The following is a 22,661-nucleotide window of genomic DNA, read 5'->3' as shown; positions in this document are numbered from 1 at the left end:
GGCGGTCAAAAGATCGAACCACACCCGCGACGGACCTCCCCGCGCCCACAAAAGTGACCCGAAACCGCTTGCTTCCAGCATTTTTCGAATCCGCCACAGAATGCAGACAGATCGACGGTCGCCCTCGGTTCCACGACCGTCGGACAAAGCTTCGCGCCGAGTTCACGACCCGTTAATCACACTCGCGTTGATATATACGGGTGATCCCCGACAGCAGGGAGTAAGGACGGTTCATGGTGCAGCGATCTATCAGCGACTCCCGCCAGGAGCGACTCGATGCGATCCTCGAATACCTTCTCGCGGAAGAGGATGCGTCGGCGCAGCGCCTGGCCGGCCGGTTCGGGGTCTCGCTCATGACCGTGCACCGGGACCTCGACGAACTCCAACGCCGCGGCATCGTGCGGAAGTTCCGCGGCGGGGTGAGCGTCCAGCGCACCAGCACCTACGAGATCGCCGCAACGCTGCGGCGTCTGATGGCGGTGCCGCAGAAGCGGGCCATCGCCGCGGCCGCGCACCGCCTGGTCGAACCGGGACAGTCGGTGCTGCTGGACGATTCGACGACCGCCGCGACCGTGCTGGATCATCTTCTGGAGGTGGAGGGCCTGCACATCGTGACGAACTACCTGCCGGCGATGTCCCGCATCGTCGCGGACGGCCGCAACACGCTGGCGGCGATCGGCGGCACGTACGACGTCGGTCACGAGTCCTTCCTCGGCGTCGCTGCCGCTTCGGCGATCCGCGGTATGAGAGTGGACACGGTGTTCTTCTCGACGTCGAGCGCCGACGCCGCCGGCACCTACCATCAGGAAGAGTCGATCGTCGCGGTCAAGACCGAGATGATCCGCTCGGCCCGCCGCCGTGTGCTGCTGATGGACTCGAGCAAGCTCGGCGGGACGTCGCTTCACCTGGTGTCGGACTGGTCGTCGATCGACGACCTGATCACCGACACCGCCGCACCGACAGACCTGCTCGACACGCTGCGGTCCCGGGGTGTGGCCGTGACGGTTGTCGACCCGGACGAGACTGTTCACCAACCGTATTCATCGGACGAGGAGAAGTAGTGATCGAGCTCGACACCGCCGTGCAGGCGGTGCTGTGGGACATGGACGGCACGCTGGTGGACACCGAACCGTACTGGTTCCGGGCCGAAACCGACCTCCTCGCGGCGCACGGGGTGCCGTGGAGTCCCGAGCAGGCCGCCGCGCTGGTCGGGAACGCGCTGCCCGACTCGGCGGCCGCGATCCGCGCCGCCGGGGTGCACCTGGGGATCCGCGAGATCATCGACACGCTGCTCGAGTCGGTGCTCGCCCAGGTGCGCGTCGAGGTCCCGTGGCGACCGGGGGCCCGCGAACTACTCGCCGATCTCCGCGATGCCGAAATCCCCTGCGCGATGGTGACGATGAGCGAGCGCCCGCTGGCCACTGAGGTCGCGCGCCGGCTGCCGGCCGGGACGTTCGAATTCCTGGTGACGGGCGACATGGTCAGCCGCGGCAAGCCGCATCCGGAGCCGTACCTGCTCGCAGTCGAGAAACTGCGCGAGAGGCGGGGTGCGCTCGTGCCGGGCCGCGTCGTCGCGATCGAGGATTCGCTGCCCGGGCTCGCCTCGGCCCGCGCGTCGGGTGTCGTGGCGCTCGGCGTCCCGAACATCGTCGACCTGCCGGACGATCCGGGCCACACGCTGTGGCCCACCCTCGAAGGCCGCACTGCCGCGCACCTTCACGAGTTGGTTCTCGGTCGCTGACGAGACCTGCCCGGATGCAATGATGGCGTCATGCCTATGCAGGATCCGTGGCACCGGGACAGCCTGGTGTGGCGGTTCGTGTGGCGCGACGGGCACGCGGACTTCTACGAACACCCCGGGGTCGATCCTCCCCCGGCCTGGATGGACGCGCTGGGATCTGTCGCTCGGGACCTGCGCTGTCTCCGGTTCGGCCGCGACATCCGAATCGATCGTCTGATCTGGGACCTCGCGATCAACGGCGACTACTTCGTCGCGATCGGTTGGCAGGGGCCGAGACTGGGTGGATTCAGCCGTGGCGAGGGCATGACGATGGACGCCTCGTCAGAGGAGGCAGCCGTCTGGGTCGCCGACGCGGTCCAGACCGAGCTGGCCGGGTACGAGTTCGTCCAGTGGCCTTCCAGGGGGCGCCAGCTGTATCTGGCCCGACTTCGCGGGAACCGCTCCGTCTGGATCGACCCGCACACGGACACAACTGTCGCCCCTGTCGGCGGGCTGTGCGACGCTGTCCGACAGCCCGCGGGACACTGCTGATCGAAGCAGTGCCCGGCGGGCCACCGATCCGAGATTTCGACCCGCTCAGGCGCTGAGGCGCAGGCCGGTGCGATGGTCGAACACGTGCAGTGCGTCCGGGTCGAAGGTCACCCGGACGCTGGTGCCGAGCGGCATCGACCCGTGCCCCTCGGTACGCACGGTCAGGGCGTGCCGGGCACCGTCCACCGCGACGTGGCCGTACAGGTACGCGTCGGCGCCGAGTTCCTCGACGACGTCCACCCGCATCTCGACGCCCTCGCCGGCGCCACACAGCCGAAGAGCCTCGGGACGCACCCCGATCGTGACCGCTCCCCCGTCGGCCGCATCGACGACGTCCCGGGCGATCGGGACGGTGACACCGGCCAGGTCCGCACCGCCGTCGACGACGGGAAGATCGATCAAACTCATTGCGGGCGAACCGATGAATCCGGCCACGAAGCGGTTCGCCGGGTGCAGGTACAGGTTCCGCGGGGTGTCCACCTGCTGCAGCACGCCGCCGTCGAGCACGGCCACCCGGTCGCCCATGGTCATGGCCTCGACCTGGTCGTGCGTGACGTAGAGCGTGGTGACACCGAGTCGCCGGGTGAGCCGGGCGATCTGGTTGCGGGTCTGCACGCGCAGCTTCGCGTCGAGGTTGGACAGCGGCTCGTCCATAAGGAACACCTGCGGCTGCCGCACGATCGCGCGCCCCATCGCGACCCGCTGCCGCTGGCCGCCGGACAGCGCCTTGGGCTTGCGATCCAGGTACGGCTCGAGATCGAGCATCTTCGCCGCCTCCTGCACGCGGCGCTTGATCTCGTCCTTGGGGGTCCTGGCGATCTTCAGCGCGAAGCCCATGTTCTCCGCGACCGTCATGTGCGGGTACAGCGCGTAGTTCTGGAACACCATCGCGATGTCCCGGTCCTTGGCGTCCACATCGGTGACGTCGCGGTCACCGATCAGCAGGCGGCCGTCGTCGACGTCCTCGAGACCGGCGAGCATGCGCAGCGACGTCGTCTTGCCACAGCCGGAAGGTCCGACGAGGACCAAGAATTCGCCGTCTGCGATGTCGAGGTCGAGCGTGTCGACGGCGGGACGGTCGGCTCCGGGGTAGCGCCGGGTTATGCCGTCGAAGGTGACGGTGGCCATGAGGTGTCCTTTCACGGGCAGGAACGTGCCCGACGATCCGTGGTGAGGGAGGGCGCGAGGTGCCCGTCGCCATTGCAGCGCGTCGAGGTGAACAACACGCGGTTGCGAGGGGACACTGGAGCGAACGCCGGGCCGTCGCCCGACACCGATGAGTTTCGGGCGGTTCGGCGGTCTGCATCACCGAGCAACACGTCGACCCGTGGAAGAGGAGACAGCAGTGCGCATCGTGATCAGTGAGTTCATGAGCCTGGACGGCGTCGTGCAGGCCCCCGGCGGAGCGGAGGAGGACACCGACGGCGGCTTCGCCCACGGCGGCTGGTCCCATCCGTACTTCGATGCGGAGGTGATGGGCGCGGCGATCGGTGCCGCCGCGGAGAAGACCGGGGCGCTGCTGTTCGGTCGACGCACGTGGCAGACCATGGCGGCCGCGTGGCCGGAGCGGGCCGGTGACCCGTTCGCCGACCACATGAACAGCATCCGCAAGTACGTCGTCACCGACACCCTCACCGACGATCAGCTGACGTCGTGGGCCAACACGACTCGCATCGCCGGCCGTGACGCCGTCGCGGAGATCCGCAAGCTGTGGGACACCGAGGGTGGGGACCTGTCGGTGATGGGAAGCGCGACGCTGGCGCGAACGCTGTTGCGCGAGAGCCTCGTCGACGAGCTCCTACTCATGGTCGAACCGGTGCTCCTCGGCGGCGGCAAGTCGATCTTCCCCGACGACGGCACCCAGCGGCCGATGGAGCTGGTCTCGTCGGTCACCACGGGCACCGGTGTGCTGGTGTGCACCTACCGACCGGCCGCCGGTTAGGAGAGCGTCAGGTCTCCGGTACTCGGGTCGGCGACCCGAGTACCGGAGACCTCCCGCCTTGTGTCAGTGCGCGTAGATCCCCGGGCGCCGGGCCGACCACGGCATCGCCTGCTCGAGGTCGGCGGCGAGCGCGAGCAGGGTGGCCTCGTCGCCGTATCGGCCGACGAACTGCAGACCGATCGGCCAGCCCTGGCTCGATTCGGCGAGCGGTAGCGAGATCCCGGGATTACCGGTCGCATTGAACAGGCCGGTGAAGGGCGAGTACTCGAAGATCCGGTTGTACCACCCACGCGCGTCGAGGGTGTCGTCGTCGGAGTTCAGGTGCCCGAGAGGCAGGTTCGGCTGCGCGGAGGTCGGCGTCAGCAACACGTCGTAGCCGGTGAGGAACCGGGCGACCTCGCGTCGGGCGACGTTGAACTGGTGCTCGGCGGCGAAGATGTCGCGGGCGGTGAGGGTGGCGCCGTACTCGGCGCACACCAGCGTCGTCGCCTCGAGGTGCTCGCGGCCGGGAGTGAATCCTCCCATCTCGGCGGTGGTGGCCACAGTGTCGCCGAGGAAGCTGCACCAGGCGTCGAGGCTGGCTTTGTCGAAAGCCTCCGCGTCGATGTGCGGCGCCGCCTCCTCCACGTGGTGGCCCATCTCGGCCAGTCGAGCCGCCGTATCGACCACGGCGCGAACGCATTCCGGATCGACCGGACGAGTCGCGTCGTACGGGACGGTGCTGAAGGCGATCCGCAGCGGGCGTGAGCCCCGGGTGATCAGCTCGCTGAACGACGCGTCCTCCGCGGGGAAGAGGTACTTGTCGCCCGGTTCCGATCCGTGCACCGCGTCGAACAGCGCCGCGCAGTCTCGCACGGTCCGGGTGACCGCGAACTCGATGCCCAGCCCCAGGAGCGGGTCGCCATAATCGGGGCCGGCGGTGATGCGACCGCGACTGGGCTTCAACCCGACCAGTCCGCACGCCCCCGAAGGAATGCGGATCGAGCCGCCACCGTCGTTGGCGTGGGCGAACGGTAGGGCCCCGGCCGCGACGAGCGCGGCGGAGCCGCCGCTCGAACCGCCCGGGCTGCGAGTCGGATCCCACGGATTCCGGGTGGGCCGCCCATAGGCGAGCGCCTCGGTGGTCGCGTTGAACCCGAGCTCGGGAGAGGTGGTGACGGCCATCGTCGCCAGGCCGGCTCGCCGGAAGCGAGTCATCAGCGCGTTGTCGTACGAATGCTCGATGCCTGCGCCGAACAGGCGGCTGCCGTTGCGCTGCGGCACGCCGGCAGCATGGGTGATCAGATCCTTGATCGCGAACGGCACGCCGCGGAAGGGCCCGGACGCGTCGTGGTCGAGCGGCTGCGCGAAGCGCTCCCCGGCGACCGCCCCCAGCTGCGGATCCACCTGGTCGATCGCGGCGGCGGCAGCAGCCTGCACTTCCGCGGCAGCGACGTCGCCGGCGGCGATCAGCGCGGCGAGTTCGGTCGCGTCCCGTGAGGCGTAGTCGGCGATTTCCATGGCATCCTCCGTGGTTCGTTCATCGCTGGCGCTGTGAACGTAGGTTCGGCGGAACGCCACGGCATCCGTCGATCTGCGGATGCGGAAGGTTCGAGCCGCCGTGACAATCCGCGCGCCGGCACGAGACCGCGGCCCGGGGCCGGCGTGTGACGTAGGGCATACTCTCGTCATGGATGTCGCGTCCGACCGATTGCAGGCAGCCCTACGGCTGCGGAGCGCCGTCGAATCTGTCTCAGCCGAGGCAGGCTCGACCGACATTTCCGTCGCCCGAATCTTGTTCGAACTCGCCGACGCGGTGCCGTACCAGAACGCGGCACTGTCGTGGTGGGATCCCGTCGCGGGTACCCACCGGACGAGCGCGAGCCTGGGCTACCGCGCGGACTCCATCGACGTGGTGAACAAGTGCATGCCGCTGCATCCGCTGTTCGCGCAGCTGCGGGAACAGCGACTTCCCATGCGCCTCTTCGACGTTCCCGAACCGATGCGAACCGGGCCCGTCTTCGAGTCGATCTTCTTCCACAAGTACAGCGACGGGCTCAGCCAGTGCCTGCACGCGCGCGACGGTCGCTACATCGGAATGCTCAACATGAGCACCACAGGCGAGCACCGGTTCGACGAGCTGTCGGTCGTCACCGTCACCTTGCTCAGCAACGTGCTGGCCGAGGCGCTGGATCCGCTGGCGCGACGGGCGCCTTCCATCCCTCGGGTGGGCCCCTCCGACGCCGCGCTGGTCGTCGCCGCCGACGGGACGGTTCGCGCGATGACCGCCGACGCACCGGTCGACTTGTTCGGCGCGGGCACGCCGGGCGGTCGGCTCGCCGACGAAGTCGCCACAGCGGACCAGGCCGCGGATTTCGTCTTCGTCGGCGCGGGCTCGGTGCTGCGGGTCCGGATGGACCCGGCCCGGTCCGGCGGCACCCTGGTGGCGGTCCGCCCGGACGATCCGCCGATGGGGTTGACCGCGCGCGAGGCCGAGGTGCTCGCACTGCTGCCGACCGGAGCCTCCAACAGCGCGATTGCCGCGCGCCTACGGATCGGCCCTGCCACCGTCGCCACGCACCTGGAGCGAATCCTGCGCAAGATCGACGCGCCCAACAGGACCGCGGCGGCGGCGACCGCCGCGCGGTGGGGGCTGACGCCGATCTGAGGCGGCGCCTACCCCAGCGCGTCGGCCCGGTCGTTGCGTTGGGTGTTCATGAGCGCACCGTCGGTGGCGAGCGCGTAGTCGGCGCCGACGAAGACCTTCGCCGCCTCGGCCGAACCCCGCGTCACGTAGTCGAGGAACGCGACCTCGAGGGCCGGGAACACCGAGTTGGCGGGGCCGTCCATGGGCTTGCCGTGGCTCGCGCCGCGCACCGTCGTCAGCCACGCGGGGGCCTGCACCTGCGGGTACTGGACGAGCGCAGGCCAGCCCGCCGGGTGGACGATGAAATCCGAACTGCCGGTGACGATCAGTGTCGGCACGGTCGACGGCGGCACACCGACGCCGAGGGTCGCGGGCCCGGGTTCGATCGCGAGCGCGCCGACGACGCGGAACTCCGGGGCGAACTGCGTGCCGACCCCCTGCAGGCGACCACCGGAGATCAGCGCCGAGCCACCGCCGGCCGAGTGGCCCGCGACCACCGTCCGTGCGAGGTCGATGTGGCCGTGCAGCGGACTGGCCGCGTCGGCGTTCGCCGCCGCGGCGGCCTGCGCCCCCATCTCGTGGGTGAGGCCGAACCAGTTGACGAGCGAATAGTTGACGGCGACGACGTAGCCGTGGCTCGCCAGGTGTCGAGCGGTGGAGTCGTAGATACCGGGCTCGACGAGAATGCCCGGCGTCCACAGCACGAGCGGCAGCACACCGAGGTCGGCGATGTCGTCGGGATAGTAGAACTCCACCCCGACGGGGCTGCGCAGACCCGCATCGGGGAAGGTGCCGAAGCACTTCATCTCGTCCTGCACGTCGAAACCCAGTTGGACGACGCGAACGTACAGGTCCGTCAGACCGGCACAGTCCTGCGTGGTCCGGGTCTGGGCGACGCGATGCGGGCCGGGAGTGCCGAACTGCTGCTGGATCGCCGACTCGGAGGCCGGAACCACACCCGTCGGCGTGAGACCCAGCAGGCCCGTGTCCGGTGCCGCGGCGGCGAAGGGGACCCCGAGAGTCGGGGTGAGGACGAGCGCGGCGGCCGTCAGGCCGATGCCGAGCGTGCGCGCGGCTGTGTGACGCATGGGAGCCTTCCTGCGATGGTGCGTTGATCACGACCATGCTGCCATGCGCCCGCCGGCACCATCCGCGCCCTTCGGCTCCCCGACGACCGCCGGCCCAATCAGATTCCGCCCCTCCAGGGTTCATCGCCCGGAAGCACAAGGCGTTTGACCCCGAGCGCACCGAAGTACAGCACCGCCCAGATCATGACCAGCGGCCAGAGTGCGTACGGCACGACGATCGTGGCGGCGACGGTGAGGAACTTCTGCACCGGCTCCCTGCCCTCGACGAAAGATGCTGCCCCCATACCCATTTCCTCCCACTTTCCGAGGGTTCCCCCACCCCCGTCGATCGGGAGTGTAACCAGGATGGCGGGCAGATGTCCGGGCCGATCTCATCAGCGCCACGAAACACCCGGTACTACGACCCGCGGACTTCGGCGACCAGTTCGATCTCGACAGGTGCGTTCAGGGGGAGTTCGGCGACCCCGACCGCGCTGCGGGCATGACCACTGCCGAAGATCGTCTCCAACAACTCGCTGGCCGCATTGGCGACCTGCGCTTGGCGGTTGAATCCGGGTGCCGATGCCACGAAGACCGTCACCTTCAGAATCCGGACAATCGAGTCGAGGTCCGCTACGGTCGCAACCGCCGCGAGGGCGTTGAGGACGCAGGTGCGGACCAGCTCTGCCGCCTCCGCCTCCACGACCTCCCCACCGACCTTGCCCACCGCCAGTAGCGATCCCGACGCGACGGGAAGCTGGCCCGACGTGTACACGATCGATCCGCTGCGAACCGCAGGAAGGTAGCTCCCCGCCGCAGGTGGGAGATCCGGCAGTCGACAGCCCATTTCCTGCAGGCGATTCCGAAGACCGAGGTCCGCGTGGGACGAGCGGGATACCGTCATTGTCATGACCTTTCAGGTGTGTGCGAGTCGGGTCGAGTGGTACTGGGTTCGGAACTGTCGCCGGCTGGTGTGCCGGTCGGCTCTTCCGCGGTGTCGCGGTGCACCGTGAGGGCGAGTGCCACCGCGAGCCGGCGTCGAGGATCCGTCACGTCGTATCCGGTGAGGTCGGTTATCTGTTTCATCCTGTAGCGCAGGGTGTTCGGGTGCACGTGGAGCGTCTCGGCGGCCCGTTTGGGTTCGCCGTAGTTGACGAGGAACGCGGCAAGGGTGGTGACGAAATCCGTCCCTCGTTCACGGTCGTGCGCGATCAGCGCCTGCACCGGCCCACCGGTCAACGGAGGTCCTGTGACCAGTGCGGTACAGGCCCGCGCGAGTACGACCTCGTGCCATGCCGCCTCGAAACTCGTCGACGGTTCATCGAGTCGCCGCCTTCGCGCCAGCACGACGAGTTCCGCTGCTTCCGAACGCGATCGGGCGAGCTCTGCCGGTTCCTGCGCCGGCGAACCCGCGAGGGCCGACACGCCGTGGCGGCCCGAATTCAACTCGGCGAACACGCTCTGCAGCCAGTTCCAACTACCGGCGGTATTCGCAGCTTCGCCCGCGGTGACGACCACCATCGGCAGATCCTCGATCGAGGTGAGCATGGGTTGCGGCCACCCGTGCCGGCGCAGGACCGATTCCCACAGTTCGATCGGGTAGTCGGCCTGCTCCTCGCCCCTGACCGCGGCCAACGCGGCGACGCGCCACGGTCCCGGCGGCAACGTGAGATCGATTGCGTCGTCCGGGGTGAGCAGTGCCGCCCGCAGCCGGTCGGCCGTCATCCTGCGCGCCGCGCCGGCCTGGGCGCGCAGCCGAAGAAGGTGTAATGCCACGACCGACGCGGTTCGGGTCAGTTCGTGGATCTGTTCCTCCGGAACGGGTCCCGGGTCCACCGCCCAGATCGAACCGAGCAGCTCCCGACCGGCCCGTACCGGAATGACCAGGCGCGGGAGAACGCCGTCCGGCCCGGCATCGACGCGGATCGGCTCGTCGGACTCCTGCAGATGCCGGAAGACCCCCCGGGAGCGGAAGTGCCGCACGATCGCCTCCGGAACGCGGCGTCCGATGATCGTGGAGATCCGGGCGGCGTCGGCCGTGTCCTGGCGTTCGGAATAGGCGAGCACGCGGGAGTGCGCGTCCTCGATGGTGACCGGAGCGGAAACGATGGCGGCGGCAGCGTCGGCGAAGGCGAAGAGCTCGCCATAGTCGCTGGGCTCGTGCCGCACATCGGATCCGGCGAGTGCGGTGGAATGATCGAGGATGCTGCGCGTCAACCAGACCAGGTGCGTCCAAGTGACCTGTGGATGCAGCTCGATGAGCCCGACGCCCAACTCGGTGGCGACGTCGACGACGTCTTGGTCTGCGGCGACAGGCGTCTCGAGGACCACCGCGCTCGCCCCGCTCCGGGCAGACCGGCGGAGGAGTTCGGCAGCGGCGGCGCCGGTCCGGATACCGAGCCCCAGGACGAGGTTTCCGGGATGCCCGGGGTCCGTGTCGTCGCCGCCGACGAGGGTGACGTCCGTGATGTGGTCACGGCTACCGGAAACGACGGGGCGAAGGACGGCTCCGCCCATCGATTCGATCAGGGCGCTGACGCGGATCATCGCTCTCCTCGGCATCGGCGACGGCGTCCCGCCGTGTCGATGTCTACTCGGTGCTGGTCAGCGCTCACGTGCCGACCAGTCATGGCACGTGCCTCCACGGTCCCACGAAACAGCGATCGGCTCATCGCATCGGGTCGAACGGCCCGAGCTCGGTTGCCGTGCGCCCGGTGACGATGGTGTCGGCGAGCAGGCGTCCCGTCGCCGGCCCCAGCGTGATCCCCCACATACCGTGACCACCCGCGGCGAACACTCGAGGCGATCGGGTGGCTCCGATGACCGGTAGTCCGTCCGGTGTGCAGGGACGAGAGCCGACCCATTCACTGCGCCGCGAATCGAGATCGGCACCGCGTAGCAGCGGTCGCGCGGCCTCGACGATCGCGGCGATACGTCGTCCGTCCAGCGCGGCGTGCGGTGCCCGGAACTCCATCATCCCGGCCACCCGCAGGCGGTCGCCGAGCGGCGTGCAGGCCACCCGCTGCGCCGGGAAGTAGACGGGACCCGAGGGAACATGCTCGACTGCGACGCTGAAGCTGTACCCACGGCCTGCCTGGACGGGGATGCGGACTCCGAAGTCGCGAGCGATCTCGCCGAGCCACGTTCCCGTCGCGAGCACGACGGCGTCGAACCGACCCGCATCACCGGTGGGACTCGCGACCCGGACGACGCTGCCGTCATCGGCGATCCCGCTGATCGCCATGCCCTCGTGGATCGTCCCGCCACGTGCACGGACCGACTCGGCGAGGCTGCTCACGTAGTCGCCGGGGTTGATGAACCGCTGGCCGTGCAGCCTGATCGCGGCCCCGACCTCGTCGGACAACGACGGCTCGACGCCACGGGCGTCGTCGCCCGACAGAACGTCGAACTCGATCTCCTGACCGGCCGCGCGGATGTGCTCGATCTCGTCGAGCAGAACGCTGCGCTCGAGCGGCGTCCGGTACGCGGCCAGAAAGGACTTCGCCTCGTGCGCCGGTTCGGCGACACCCCCGTCCGCGAGCATGTCGAACGCGGACAACGCGCCTCGGTTGATGGCGACCAACGACGCCATTGCCTCCTTCCATCGTGTCGCGGTGCTGTGTCGCGCGAACGATGCGAGGAACCGGATCAGTCGAAGGTTCACTGTCGGCGGGACGTAGACGGGTGAGGACGGGCTCAGCACAGCTCGGATGCCGTACTTCAGCACCGCGGGCTCCGGCAGGGGGGTACTGATACCCGGCGTCACCCATCCCGCGTTGCCCCAGGAGGCGCCGGCAGCGACACCGGACCGATCGAAGACGGTGACCTCGACTCCGCGTTCCTGAAGAAACCAAGCGGTCGACAGCCCGACCATTCCGGCGCCGACGATGGCGACTCGCTGTGGTGCATTGGGGCAGAGCCTCATGGCGTACCTCTCCTCGAATGTGTTTGCCGTCACTCGATCATCGAACCGATACACATGCCATGTCACCGTGCGCTCCCTCCAATCATTCGCGTGCGATCAGTGCGCACAGCACAACCACCACATCACGAAAGACGACGAGCACGAGAGTGATTGCTCTACAGCATTTTTGGCGCACATCGACCGTCGACGACCACCCGCCACCGAGCCGGAGGCGACGAGACGCGCCGGAGCGCGACGACGGCCGGACGCAGCTCGGGCAAGGGACGCGAACCGACGACCTGTCGACTGAACTACTGTGCTGCAACGCATTTCCGAGACTGGCTGGCTCACACCCACAGGAATCCGGGGGCCGCGGCGCCGATCTGCTGTTGCACCGGGATCCGACCACCCCTACAGTGTGATGCGCGGCACAGCGTCGAGGCTGAGATACTGGTCCCGGACATCGGCTCAGTCGCAACGCGGTCCACGCACGATCGACCAGACAGGCTGCAGCGACAACAGACCTCACGGTCGTTCGAGCTGGAGACGACCAGCAGACACCGCACGCCGCTTCATCTCGGACGATGACCGCAGCGGATGCTGACGTGACCTCGGTCTCGATCGGACGGCGTCCAGGCTTCGCCGCGGCGGCGCCTCCACTCCCCCGGGATGCCGGCGTGATTCGTTGTGCCTCATCCCGTTTTCTAGCAAGGAGTACCTATGCCCGAGTACACCGAGCCCAGCGTCGCGCCGACGTCGGTCTCCGCCGACGCCGACGACTCACACCAGCCGGGGCTGTCCCGGCAGCTGTCCAACCGGCACATCCAGCTGATCGCCATCGGAGGCGCGATCGGCACAGGCCTCTTCATGGGCTCCGGGAAGACGATCTCCCTCGCCGGCCCATCGGTGATCTTCGTGTACATGATCATCGGCACGATGCTGTTCTTCGTCATGCGAGCGATGGGCGAGCTGCTGCTCTCGAATACCGCCTACAAGTCGTTCGCGGACTTCGCCTCGGATCTGCTCGGCCCGTGGGCGGGCTTCTTCACCGGGTGGACGTACTGGTTCTGCTGGATCGTCACCGGGATCGCGGACGTGATCGCGATCGCCGGCTACGTGTCGTACTGGTGGGGATCGCTCCCCCTGTGGATTCCGGCGCTCGCTTCGGTGGCACTGCTCGTCGGGCTCAACCTGCCCAGCGTCAAGGCGTTCGGCGAGACGGAGTTCTGGTTCGCGCTGATCAAGATCGTCGCAATCGTGAGTCTCATCGTCGTCGGGCTGGCGATGGTGTTCACGCACTTCACCGCGCCCAGCGGCGCGGAGGCGTCGTTCGCGAACATCTGGAACGACGGCGGCCTCTTCCCGACCGGGATCATGGGCTTCATCGCCGGCTTCCAGATCGCAACCTTCGCCTTCGTGGGCATCGAACTCGTCGGCACCACCGCCGCCGAGGCCAAGGACCCCGAGAAGAACCTGCCCAAGGCGATCAATTCGATCCCGGTCCGGGTGATGCTGTTCTACGTCGTCGCCCTCACGGTGATCATCTCGGTCACCCCGTGGCAGTCGATCAGCGCCGAGCGCAGCCCGTTCGTGGCGATGTTCTCCCTCGCCGGCCTTGGTGTTGCGGCGTCGTTGATCAACTTCGTCGTCCTCACCTCGGCCACGTCCTCCGCGAACTCGGGAATCTACTCGACCTCCCGGATGGTGTACGGACTCGCGCAGGAAGGTGACGCACCCGCCGTGTTCGGCAGGCTCACGCGGCGGCGGGTACCGGCGAACGCCCTGTACCTGTCGGGTGTGTTCCTGCTGACCGGGGTGATCATGGTGGCCGTCGGCGGCTCGATCATCGAGGCGTTCACCATCGTGACGACGATCTCGTCGCTGTGCTTCATCTTCGTCTGGTCGATCATCCCGCTCAGCTACATCGTCTACCGGAAGCGGCGGCCGCACCTGCACGAGGCGTCGACCTTCAAGATGCCCGGTGGCATCGCCATGTGCTACGTGGTGTTCGCGTTCTTCGCGTTCCTGATCTGGGCGTTCACACAGAAGCACGACACGCTCCAGGCCCTGCTCGTCACCCCCGTGTGGTTCATCGTGCTCGGCGTCGCGTGGGCGGTGGTGCGGCGGCGGCCAGCTCAGATGGCACGCGCCGCGACCTTCCACGGCGAGACGGAATTGCGGTGACCCGGAATCTCGAACGAGAAAGCCCCTCACCTGCGGCTGCAGGTGAGGGGCCCTGGCGGAAGCGGAGGGATTTGAACCCCCGGTGGGTTTAACGCCACGCTCGCTTTCAAGGCGAGTGCATTCGGCCGCTCTGCCACGCTTCCGTGGCGAATCCTAGCCGCATCGGCCGAGTCGGGCGAAACCACTCACCCGATGGCGCGGTCGCCGATGGCAGCGTCGACCTTCTCGAACACGTCGGCGACAACCTTCATCTCCGACTTGCCGAGCAGATCGATGAGGTATTTGCGGACACCGGACAGATGCGTGGGGGCGGCCTCGGCCAGCCGCCGGCGGCCCTCATCGGTGAGGACGGCGAGGACACCGCGACCGTCCTCGACACACTGGCTTCGCTCCACCATGCCCTCGGTCTCCATCCGGCGGATCTGGTGCGTGAGCCGGCTGCGTGACGACAGCACACCGTCGGCGAGGTCGCTCATCCGCACCGAGCCGTCCGGCGACTCCGACAGCATCACGAGGATCCGGTACTCGGCCAGGGACATGTCGTGCGCGGTCTGCAACTCTCGATTGAGTACCTCCATGAGCCGCTGACTGCCATCGATGAAGGCGCGCCACGCGCGCATTTCCTCGGCACCGAGCCACGCCACCCCGGCACCCGTGGTTACTCGAGCATCTGCTGTCACAACTGCATAGTAGTGCTATCTATCGTCCGACAGTGCGCAGGACGCTCGAATCGACCTCCGCAACGCAGGACAAACCGGCCAACCCCATTGTGACGTCCAAATCCGCCAACAGAATTCGCAGCGCGTGTCGCACTCCGTCGGCGCCGGCCAGCCCCAGTCCATAGACCCAGGGCCGACCGTAGAGCACCGCGTCGGCACCGAGCGCAAGGGCGATCAATACGTCTGCACCACAACGAATCCCGGAGTCCAGCAGGATCGTGGCCCGATCTCCTACGGCGGCCGCGACGGGGCCGAGGGCGTCGAGCGCGGCGATCGCGCCGTCCACCTGTCGGCCGCCGTGGTTGCTCACGATCACGCCGTCGGCACCCGCATCGACCGCGGCGCGCGCATCATCCTCGTGGACAATGCCTTTCACCAGAACGGGGAGACCGGTCCACTCGGTTATCTTCGCGACGTCCGCCGCGCGGAGCACGTGGTTCCCGAACAGCGACACCCAGGTGAGTACCGCGATCTGCATCGCCTCGGCGCTCTCCTCCGGCGGGGTCGCCAAGCGCGAGCGGAACACCGGGTCCGAGAGGTAGTTCGCGATCCCCTGCGCACGCAGGAACGGCAGGTGCCCGAGCTCGAGATCTCTTGGTCGCCAACCCATTCCCGGAGTGTCGACGGTGACGACGATCGCCTTGGCGCCGGCCTTCGCGGCCCGCTGCACCAGCGACTGCGCCAGCTCGTCGTCGGCGGGCCAGTACAGCTGGTACCACCAGTTGTCGCCGGACACGGCACCGACATCCTCGATCGTGGACGACGCCGCGGTCGAAAGCACCGATCCGACACCGAGTTCGGCGGCCACCTCGCCGACGATCGTCTCCCCGTGCTCACGAACGAGACCGAGCACCCCGATCGGGGCGGTCAGCACCGGCGCGGCCAGCCGGGTGCCGAGGATGTCGACGCTCAGGTCCCGCGCGTCCGGGGCGCTGGTGCCGCGCAGCATCCGAGGCACCAGCGCGCGCCGGGTGAACGCGTCGAGGTTCGCGGCCGCGGTGCGCTCGGTGGACGCGCTGCCCGCGATGTACGCGTACGCCTCCGCGCTCAGTTCCGCCCGCGCCCGCGTCTCGAGGCCCGCGGCGGTCATCGGCAGATCCGGGCGCGTACCCGAGAGGCCGGTCAGGTAGATCTCGTTCTGCATGTTGCCGAAGAAGGTCACGCGGTGACGCTAGCGCGATCGGACTAGCGTCGGGGGCATGTACGCGATCACGATTTCCGAGCCCGGTGGACCCGAAGTGATGTCCTGGACCGAGGTTCCCGATCCGACACCCCGGCGCGACGAGGTCCTGCTCGACGTCGCCGCCACCGCGGTCAACCGCGCCGATCTGCTGCAGCGCCGCGGGCTGTATCCGCCGCCGCCCGGCGCGAGCGACATCCTCGGCCTCGAGTGCTCGGGCGTGATCGCCGAGGTCGGCCCCGACGTGCACGGCTGGAAGGTCGGCGACCGGGTGGCCGCGCTGCTGGCGGGCGGCGGCTACGCCGAGAAGGTCGCGGTCCCGGGCACGCAGCTGCTGCCGGTGCCGGACGAGCTGGACCTGCGGGCGGCGGCGTCGCTGCCGGAGGTGGCGTGCACGGTGTGGTCCAACCTGGTGATGGAGTGCGGCCTGCACGCCGGCCAGGTGCTGCTCGTCCACGGCGGCGGTGGGGGCATCGGCACCCACGCCATCCAGGTCGGCAAGGCGCTCGGCGCCCGCGTCGCGGTCACCGCCGGGTCCGCGGACAAGCTCGAGCGCTGCGCCGAACTGGGCGCCGAGATCCTGATCAACTACCGCGAGGACGACTTCGTGCAGGTGCTGCGCGACGCCACCCGCGGCCGCGGCGCCGACGTCGTGCTCGACAACATGGGCGGCTCCTACCTGGACCGCAACATCGACGTCCTCGCCCCCGACGGGCAGCTCGTCGTGATCGGCATGCAGGGCGGCCGCAAGGGCGAACTGGACCTCGGCAAGCTGCTCGGCAAGCGCGGCCGGGTGCTCGCGACCGGGCTGCGCGGACGCCCCGAGACGGGCCCGTCGAGCAAGGCGGCGGTGATCGCGGCGGTGCGGGACAAGCTGTGGCCGCTCGTCCGCGACGGCATCGTCCAGCCCGTCGTGCACGCGGAACTGCCGGTCACGGAGGCGCCGACGGCGCACGAGATGCTCGACTCCCCCGACACCGTCGGGAAGGTGATCCTGAGCGTCCGCGAGGACTGATCGCGACCGGAGTCCGATCAGCCCAGCGTCGACAGGTGCCGGACGAGCTGGTTGATCTCGTAGCGGGTGGTGTAGGGCGCGAGACCGATGGTGATCGCGCCGCCCTCGTCGTTGACTCCGAGCGCGTCGAGCAGACGGTGGCCGGACTGGGTGCCGCTGACGGTGGCGATGCGGTTGTCGGCGAGGTGCGCCGCCACCTTGTCGGCCGGTACCCCGGTGACGGTGAAGCTCAGCGTGGGCACCCGGATCGGGGACCGGCCGACGACCGTCACCTGCGGTAGCGAGTCGAGGGAGCGCATCAGGTACTCGAACAGCTGGTCCTGGTAGGCCTGCAGCGAGCTGATGGACGTCTCGAGGCGCTGGCGGCGGCTGCCGCTCGCGGTCTCCTCGAGCCCGGCCAGGTAGTCGATCGACGTGGTCATGCCGGCGAGCAGCGCGAACTGGTGGCCGCCGACCTCCATGCGTTCGGCGCCGCGGGCGAACGGGTTGAGCGACACGGCCGGAATCCGGTCGAGCAGCGACGGGTCGCGGAACACCAGCGCACCCACCTGCGGTCCACCCCATGCGGGCGCGCTGACCGCGATGACGTCGGCACCGAGATCGTGGATGTCGAGGTGCGCGTACGGGGCGGCGCCCACCGCGTCGACCACGATCAGGCCGCCGACCTCGTGGATGCGGTCGGCCGCGACGCGCACCGCCGGCGCCGACCCGACAACCGGTGATGCCGCGGTGAGCGCCATCAGGCGGGTGGTCGGTTGCACCAGTTCCTCGAACTGCCAACTCGGGAGCTCACACGTCTCGATCTCCACCTCGGCCCACCGGACCTGCGCGCCGTACCGGCTCGCGACCCGCAGCCACGGCGCGACGTTCGCCTCCTCGTCGAGCCGGGAGAGCACCATCCCGGTGCCGAGACCCAAGCGGGAACTGAGCGACTCCGCCAGCCACGCCAGCAGCACCGCGCGACCCGCGCCGAGCACGACGCCCGCCGGATCTCCGCCGACGAGGTCGGCGACCGCCTCACGCGCGGCGTCGACGATCGCGGCGGCGCGACGCGACGACACGTGCGGGCCCGACGACGACGACGCGGAACCGCGGAAGGCCGTGGAGACGGAGCGCGACACCGCGTCCGGGATCTGCATTCCGGCTTGCGGGTCGAGGTGCACCCATCCATCGCCCAACGACGGGATCAGTCCCCGTATCCGGGCAACGTCGTAAGCCATGACGGACACTCTAGGTCCCACTGTCAACACCGTGTGATTCAGATCCGACTTTTCGGAACGTGCCCTAGCACACGCCACTTTCGGGTCCGGTCGGCCGCCCTCGGCAAACCGGCGCCGAAACGTACAAGATAGAGCCATGACACAACCGGAGAACGAACGCGTGCTCGTGATCGGACCCGACGGCCACCCTGTCCCCCTCGCCCACGGCGAAGACGGCGGCCAGGCTGTGCCCGGCACCGAGGCCGAGCAGGACGGTCAGGACGCGCTCACCGACATGGTGGAGCAGCCGGCGAAGGTCATGCGCATCGGCACGATGATCAAGCAGCTACTCGAGGAGGTGCGTGCAGCGCCGCTCGACGACGCGAGCCGCACGCGGCTCAAGGAGATCCACAAGTCGTCGGTGCGCGAGCTCGAGCAGGGGCTGGCGCCCGAGCTGCGGGAGGAACTCGAGCGGCTCACACTCCCGTTCAACGACGATTCGGTGCCCACCGACGCCGAGCTGCGGATCGCGCAGGCGCAGCTGGTCGGGTGGCTCGAGGGCTTGTTCCACGGCATCCAGACGGCGCTGTTCGCGCAGCAGATGGCGGCCCGCGCCCAGCTCGAGCAGATGCGCCAGGGCGCGCTCCCGCCCGGGATGAGCATGGGGCCGCAGCATCGCGTGCAGGGGTCCGACGACAACACTCCGTCGCCGGGCACCGGCCAGTACCTGTAGCCGAGGACCACGGTCCCTCAGGCAACTCCACCGCGAGCGGTAGGCTCGGAACTCGTGTCAGCAGCAGCCTTGGATCACCAGCCGGCGTCGGACGCCGACACCGACCCCGTCGTGTCCGATTCGCAGACGTTCCGTCGTGCGTTCAAGGACCTGCGTGACGGGTTCGCGCAGCGTGAGCTGTGGCTCAACCTGGGCTGGCAGGACATCAAGCAGCGGTACCGCCGGTCGGTGATCGGTCCGTTCTGGATCACGATCGCCACCGGCGTGCAGGCGACCGCGATGGGCATCCTGTACTCCGCGCTGCTCGGGATGCCGATCCAGACGTTCCTGCCGTACGTCACCGTCGGCCTGATCGTCTGGAGCATGATCAGCGCGTCGATCCTCGAGGGCTCCGAGGTGTTCATCGCCAACGAGGGCCTGATCAAGCAGTTGCCGTCGGCGCTCAGCGTGCACATCTACCGCCTGGTGTGGCGGCAACTGTTGTTCTTCGCCCACAACCTGCTGATCTACGTGATCATGGTGTTCGTGTTCGGGGTGTGGCGGAACATGACGTGGACCGACCTGGCCGCCATCCCGGCGCTGGGTCTGCTCGTCCTCAACGCACTGTGGGTGTCGATCGTGTTCGGCATCTTCGCCACCCGCTACCGCGATATCGCCCCGATCCTCAGCAGCCTGACACTGCTGCTGTTCGTCCTCACCCCGATCTTCTGGTCCACCGACGTGCTCAAGGAGCAGGGTGGGCAGGTTGCCGAGCGGGCAAGGATCGCCGAGATCAACCCGCTGTACCACTTCCTCGACATCATCCGCGCGCCCATGATCGGCGCCGACCAGGAGGCCTACCACTGGTACATCGTGTTGGGCTTCACCGTCGTCGGCTGGGCGCTCGCACTGTTCGCACTGCGCAAGTACCGGGCCCGCGTGGCCTACTGGGTCTAGGGGGTCACTCGTGACGAGCAATGTGAGCATCGAGACGCGCGGGGCGTGCGTCGACTTCCCGATCTTCGACGCCAAGTCGCGGTCGCTGAAGAAGGCGTTCCTCGGCAAGGCGGGCGGCGCCATCGGCCGCACCGACTCCGATGTCATCGTGGTCGAAGCGCTGCGCGACATCACGATGTCGCTCAAGGAGGGCGACCGCGTCGGGCTGGTCGGTCACAACGGCGCCGGCAAGTCCACGCTGCTGCGGCTGCTGTCGGGCATCTACGAACCGACCCGCGGCAGCGCCCGCGTCCGCGGCCGCGTCGCGCCTGTCTTCGACCTGGGCGTCGGCATGGACCCGGAGATCTCCGGCTACGAGAACATCATCATCCGCGGCCTGTTCCTGGGACAGACCCGCAAGCAGATGCTGGCGAAGATGGACGAGATCGCCGAGTTCACCGAACTCGGCGAGTACCTGAACATGCCACTGCGTACCTACTCGACGGGCATGCGGGTGCGCGTCGCGATGGGCGTGGTCACCAGCATCGATCCCGAGATCCTGCTGCTCGACGAGGGCATCGGCGCGGTCGACGCCGAGTTCATGAAGAAGGCCCGCATCCGCCTACAGAAGCTCGTGGAGCGCTCCGGCATCCTCGTGTTCGCGAGCCACTCCAACGAGTTCCTGGCGCAGCTGTGCGACAGCGCCATGTGGATCGACCACGGCCAGGTCCGGATGCAGGGGGAGATCGAGGACGTCGTGCGCGCCTACGAGGGCGACGACGCCGCCGACCACGTGCGCCAGGTGATCGCGGACATGGAGAACGAGCGCGCCGAGGAGCAGGCCTCGTGACCGAACGCATCGTCGGCGTCGTCGTCACCCACAAGCGTCGCGAGTTGCTCGCCCAATCGCTGAAGGTGCTCGCCGGGCAGAGCCGACCGCTCGATCACCTCGTCGTCGTCGACAACGCCGACGAGCCCGAGGTCCGCGAACTGGTCGAGGGTGCCGACGTCCCCGTCACGTACCTGGGCTCCAAGCACAACCTCGGTGGTGCCGGCGGTTTCGCCCTCGGCATCCTGTACGCGCTGTCGCTGGGCGCGGACTGGGTGTGGTGCGCCGACGACGACGGCCGCCCCGAGGGACCCGAGGTGCTCGCCACGTTGTTGGCGTGCGCGAAGCGCCACAACCTGGCCGAGGTCTCCCCCGTCGTGTGCGACATCGACCAGCCCGACCGACTCGCGTTCCCGCTGCGTCGCGGCGTCGAATGGAAGCGGTGGCGCGCCGAGTTGGGCGACGACGACCTGCTGCCCGGCATCGCGTCACTGTTCAACGGCGCACTGTTCTCGGCGGCCGCGATCGACACGGTCGGCGTCCCGGACCTGCGGCTGTTCGTCCGCGGCGACGAGGTCGAGGTGCACCGGCGCCTGGTCCGCTCCGGCCTCCCGTTCGGCACGTGCCTGCAGACCGCCTACTTACACCCGGACGGCGCCGACGAGTTCAAGCCGATCCTCGGCGGCCGGATGCACACGCAGTACCCGGACAACGAGACCAAGCGCTTCTTCACCTACCGCAACCGCGGCTACCTGATGTCCCAGCCGGGGATGCGGAAGCTGCTGCCGCAGGAGTACGCGCGCTTCGGCTGGTACTTCCTGGTCTCGCGGCGCGACCCCAAGGGTTTCGTCGAGTGGATGCGGTTGCGTGGTCTCGGACGTCGGGAGCGGTTCACCCGCCCGTGAGCACGGGTGGCTGCGGCTCCATCCCCAGCTACGGCACACCAGATCGGCAGTGTCCCGCGTCGGGCGGCGGCTTCTCCAGCGCCGCACTGCAGCGCCGACACATCGGGTCACGGGTCGGCCACGAGGTGCACGGCCTCGGACGCCGCGGCAGCTGGGCTGTCGCCGCACCCAGCAGATCCTGCCGCGAGTGATCGAACGCACCGTCCGGCTCACCCCGAGTTTCACCTCGGCACAGACATGCGAACCCTGGCAGCATGGGAGCGGACTCGACGCACACACGCGAGAGGGGAACCACACGCATGTTCGATCGATTCCGGAAGTCTGCGCGGCTCAAGGTGCAGCGGGCGGTCGCGGAGGTGGTCCGCGACTCCGACCGCCAGTCGCGGATCGAGCACGAGAACCGCCACGACCAGCTGCTGGCCGAACTCGCTGCGAACAACGGCGAGATGAAACGGTTGCTCGACGAACTGACGCAGGCACGCGGCCAGGTGGCGGCGGTGAGCGAGCGTCTCGACGAACTCGAGCAGCGCGCCCGACGCGACATCTCGCACGCGCTCGACATCCGCGCCACCGCCGAGAGCGCACAGTTCGTGCTCGATCACATGCCGAAGGCCCCCGTGTTCTGGCATCCGCACGAGACGCTGCGGTACGGCCTCGAGCTGGTGAAGGTCGACGGCCTAGCCCTCGAGTTCGGCGTCGCGACCGGCACGACGCTGCGGATCATCACCGAATCTCTGTGTCCCACCGGCCACGAGGTGTGGGGGTTCGACGTGTGGTCGGGCCTGCCGGAGGCGTGGCGGACCGGGTTCCCGGCGGGCGAGTTCGCGCAGCAGTCGGTGCCGTCGGTACCCGGCGCACAGCTCGTATCCGGCCTGTTCGAGGACACCCTGCCCGGTTTCCTGGCCGACCATCCCGGCCCGGTGGCCTTCGCGCACCTCGACGCCGACCTGTACTCCTCGACCCGCACGGTGCTCGATCTGATCGGCGACCGCCTGGTGCCCGGTTCGGTGCTCGTGTTCGACGAGTACTTCAACTACCCGGGCTGGCAGGATCACGAGCACCGCGCGTGGACCGAGTTCGTCACCCGCACCGGAATCGGGTTCGACTACCTCGCCTACACCGCGAACCACGAACAGGTCGTGGTCCGCCTGCGTGAATGATCCTGTGACGG

General features: G+C 68.6%; 22 protein-coding genes and 1 tRNA gene. 12 read left to right on the top strand and 11 right to left on the bottom strand.

The annotated features are described in order from the left end of the window. Positions 1-233: 233 nt before the first annotated feature. The 3 genes from ABTV10_RS01350 to ABTV10_RS01340 are packed head-to-tail and all read left to right on the top strand — an operon-like array spanning position 234 to position 2,272. A complete protein-coding gene (locus ABTV10_RS01350; protein WP_433609156.1) occupies positions 234-1,061 on the top strand; it encodes a DeoR/GlpR family DNA-binding transcription regulator in 828 nt (275 codons plus the stop codon). Further along, positions 1,061-1,741, top strand: coding sequence for an HAD family hydrolase (locus ABTV10_RS01345; protein WP_499032040.1), 681 nt, complete (start codon positions 1,061-1,063; stop codon positions 1,739-1,741). The genes ABTV10_RS01350 and ABTV10_RS01345 overlap by 1 nt, the downstream gene beginning before the upstream one ends. Positions 1,742-1,771: 30 nt before the next feature. Further along, complete coding sequence (locus tag ABTV10_RS01340; protein WP_499032039.1) at positions 1,772-2,272, top strand: hypothetical protein; 501 nt, start codon at positions 1,772-1,774, stop codon at positions 2,270-2,272. 45 nt (positions 2,273-2,317) lie between these two features. On the opposite strand, the gene ABTV10_RS01335 is transcribed toward ABTV10_RS01340, so the two are convergent. After that, on the bottom strand, positions 2,318-3,400 hold the full coding sequence (locus ABTV10_RS01335; RefSeq protein ID WP_499032037.1) for an ABC transporter ATP-binding protein: 1,083 nt from the start codon (positions 3,398-3,400) through the stop codon (positions 2,318-2,320). 217 nt (positions 3,401-3,617) lie between these two features. Between ABTV10_RS01335 and ABTV10_RS01330 the strand changes: the two genes are divergently transcribed. Next, positions 3,618-4,214 (top strand): dihydrofolate reductase family protein, encoded by a 597-nt coding sequence (locus tag ABTV10_RS01330; protein ID WP_499032036.1) that lies wholly within the window; start codon positions 3,618-3,620, stop codon positions 4,212-4,214. 63 nt (positions 4,215-4,277) lie between these two features. On the opposite strand, the gene ABTV10_RS01325 is transcribed toward ABTV10_RS01330, so the two are convergent. Next, positions 4,278-5,714, bottom strand: a complete 1,437-nt coding sequence (locus ABTV10_RS01325; protein ID WP_499032035.1) for an amidase — start codon at positions 5,712-5,714, stop codon at positions 4,278-4,280. 169 nt (positions 5,715-5,883) lie between these two features. Here ABTV10_RS01325 and ABTV10_RS01320 point away from each other — a divergent pair, with 169 nt between their 5' ends. Beyond that, positions 5,884-6,861 (top strand): response regulator transcription factor, encoded by a 978-nt coding sequence (locus tag ABTV10_RS01320; RefSeq protein ID WP_499032034.1) that lies wholly within the window; start codon positions 5,884-5,886, stop codon positions 6,859-6,861. Between the two features lie 8 nt (positions 6,862-6,869). Here the strand turns inward: ABTV10_RS01320 and ABTV10_RS01315 are convergent, their stop codons facing one another. The 5 genes from ABTV10_RS01315 to ABTV10_RS01295 all read right to left on the bottom strand — a co-directional run bounded on the left by ABTV10_RS01315 (position 6,870) and on the right by ABTV10_RS01295 (position 11,832). Further along, entirely contained in the window at positions 6,870-7,928 is a 1,059-nt protein-coding gene (locus ABTV10_RS01315) for a poly(ethylene terephthalate) hydrolase family protein (protein ID WP_499032032.1), read from the bottom strand. A 98-nt stretch (positions 7,929-8,026) separates the two neighbouring features. Continuing rightward, on the bottom strand, positions 8,027-8,212 hold the full coding sequence (locus ABTV10_RS01310; protein WP_499032031.1) for a hypothetical protein: 186 nt from the start codon (positions 8,210-8,212) through the stop codon (positions 8,027-8,029). Positions 8,213-8,325: 113 nt separating this feature from the next. After that, on the bottom strand, positions 8,326-8,754 hold the full coding sequence (locus tag ABTV10_RS01305) for a RidA family protein (RefSeq protein ID WP_499035109.1): 429 nt from the start codon (positions 8,752-8,754) through the stop codon (positions 8,326-8,328). Positions 8,755-8,813: 59 nt separating this feature from the next. Continuing rightward, the gene (locus ABTV10_RS01300) at positions 8,814-10,454 is read right to left on the bottom strand and encodes a helix-turn-helix domain-containing protein (protein ID WP_499032029.1); all 1,641 of its coding nucleotides are present in this window, start codon (positions 10,452-10,454) and stop codon (positions 8,814-8,816) included. A 121-nt stretch (positions 10,455-10,575) separates the two neighbouring features. Next, positions 10,576-11,832: an NAD(P)/FAD-dependent oxidoreductase gene (locus tag ABTV10_RS01295; RefSeq protein WP_499032028.1), complete on the bottom strand. Its 1,257-nt coding sequence runs from the start codon at positions 11,830-11,832 to the stop codon at positions 10,576-10,578. Between the two features lie 699 nt (positions 11,833-12,531). Here ABTV10_RS01295 and cycA point away from each other — a divergent pair. Then, complete coding sequence (cycA, locus tag ABTV10_RS01290; RefSeq protein ID WP_499032027.1) at positions 12,532-13,995, top strand: D-serine/D-alanine/glycine transporter; 1,464 nt, start codon at positions 12,532-12,534, stop codon at positions 13,993-13,995. Between the two features lie 53 nt (positions 13,996-14,048). Here cycA and ABTV10_RS01285 read toward each other — a convergent pair. The 3 genes from ABTV10_RS01285 to ABTV10_RS01275 all read right to left on the bottom strand — a co-directional run bounded on the left by ABTV10_RS01285 (position 14,049) and on the right by ABTV10_RS01275 (position 15,876). Further along, positions 14,049-14,138 (bottom strand) — tRNA-Ser (locus ABTV10_RS01285). A gap of 42 nt (positions 14,139-14,180) precedes the next feature. Then, positions 14,181-14,675 (bottom strand): MarR family winged helix-turn-helix transcriptional regulator, encoded by a 495-nt coding sequence (locus ABTV10_RS01280; protein WP_499032025.1) that lies wholly within the window; start codon positions 14,673-14,675, stop codon positions 14,181-14,183. A gap of 19 nt (positions 14,676-14,694) precedes the next feature. Further along, positions 14,695-15,876 carry an alpha-hydroxy-acid oxidizing protein gene (locus tag ABTV10_RS01275; RefSeq protein WP_499032024.1) on the bottom strand — a complete coding sequence of 394 codons (1,182 nt, stop codon included), beginning with the start codon at positions 15,874-15,876 and terminating at the stop codon, positions 14,695-14,697. Between the two features lie 37 nt (positions 15,877-15,913). On the opposite strand from ABTV10_RS01275, the gene ABTV10_RS01270 reads away from it, so the two are divergent. Further along, complete coding sequence (locus ABTV10_RS01270) at positions 15,914-16,909, top strand: NAD(P)H-quinone oxidoreductase (protein ID WP_499032023.1); 996 nt, start codon at positions 15,914-15,916, stop codon at positions 16,907-16,909. 17 nt (positions 16,910-16,926) lie between these two features. Here the strand turns inward: ABTV10_RS01270 and ABTV10_RS01265 are convergent, their stop codons facing one another. Beyond that, positions 16,927-18,129, bottom strand: coding sequence for a cysteine desulfurase-like protein (locus ABTV10_RS01265; protein WP_499032021.1), 1,203 nt, complete (start codon positions 18,127-18,129; stop codon positions 16,927-16,929). Positions 18,130-18,265: 136 nt separating this feature from the next. Between ABTV10_RS01265 and ABTV10_RS01260 the strand changes: the two genes are divergently transcribed. From ABTV10_RS01260 to ABTV10_RS01240, 5 genes are all read left to right on the top strand, one after another. Further along, entirely contained in the window at positions 18,266-18,841 is a 576-nt protein-coding gene (locus ABTV10_RS01260; RefSeq protein WP_499032020.1) for a bacterial proteasome activator family protein, read from the top strand. Between the two features lie 54 nt (positions 18,842-18,895). After that, positions 18,896-19,777: a galactan export ABC transporter permease subunit Wzm/RfbD gene (wzm, locus tag ABTV10_RS01255; RefSeq protein ID WP_499032019.1), complete on the top strand. Its 882-nt coding sequence runs from the start codon at positions 18,896-18,898 to the stop codon at positions 19,775-19,777. 10 nt (positions 19,778-19,787) lie between these two features. Further along, on the top strand, positions 19,788-20,606 hold the full coding sequence (gene wzt / locus ABTV10_RS01250; protein WP_499032018.1) for a galactan export ABC transporter ATP-binding subunit Wzt/RfbE: 819 nt from the start codon (positions 19,788-19,790) through the stop codon (positions 20,604-20,606). Further along, on the top strand, positions 20,603-21,490 hold the full coding sequence (gene glfT1 / locus ABTV10_RS01245; protein WP_499032017.1) for a galactofuranosyltransferase GlfT1: 888 nt from the start codon (positions 20,603-20,605) through the stop codon (positions 21,488-21,490). Before wzt ends, glfT1 begins: the two co-directional genes overlap by 4 nt. Positions 21,491-21,789: 299 nt before the next feature. Further along, on the top strand, positions 21,790-22,650 hold the full coding sequence (locus ABTV10_RS01240; RefSeq protein ID WP_499032015.1) for a class I SAM-dependent methyltransferase: 861 nt from the start codon (positions 21,790-21,792) through the stop codon (positions 22,648-22,650). Positions 22,651-22,661 lie beyond the last annotated feature (11 nt).

Source organism: Paraburkholderia sp. RHO2 (genome assembly GCF_050955445.1).
GTDB classification, from domain to species: domain Bacteria; phylum Actinomycetota; class Actinomycetes; order Mycobacteriales; family Mycobacteriaceae; genus Prescottella; species Prescottella agglutinans_A.
Note: the sequence above shows the minus strand (reverse complement) of the source record. Positions and strands in the feature narration are given on the sequence as shown.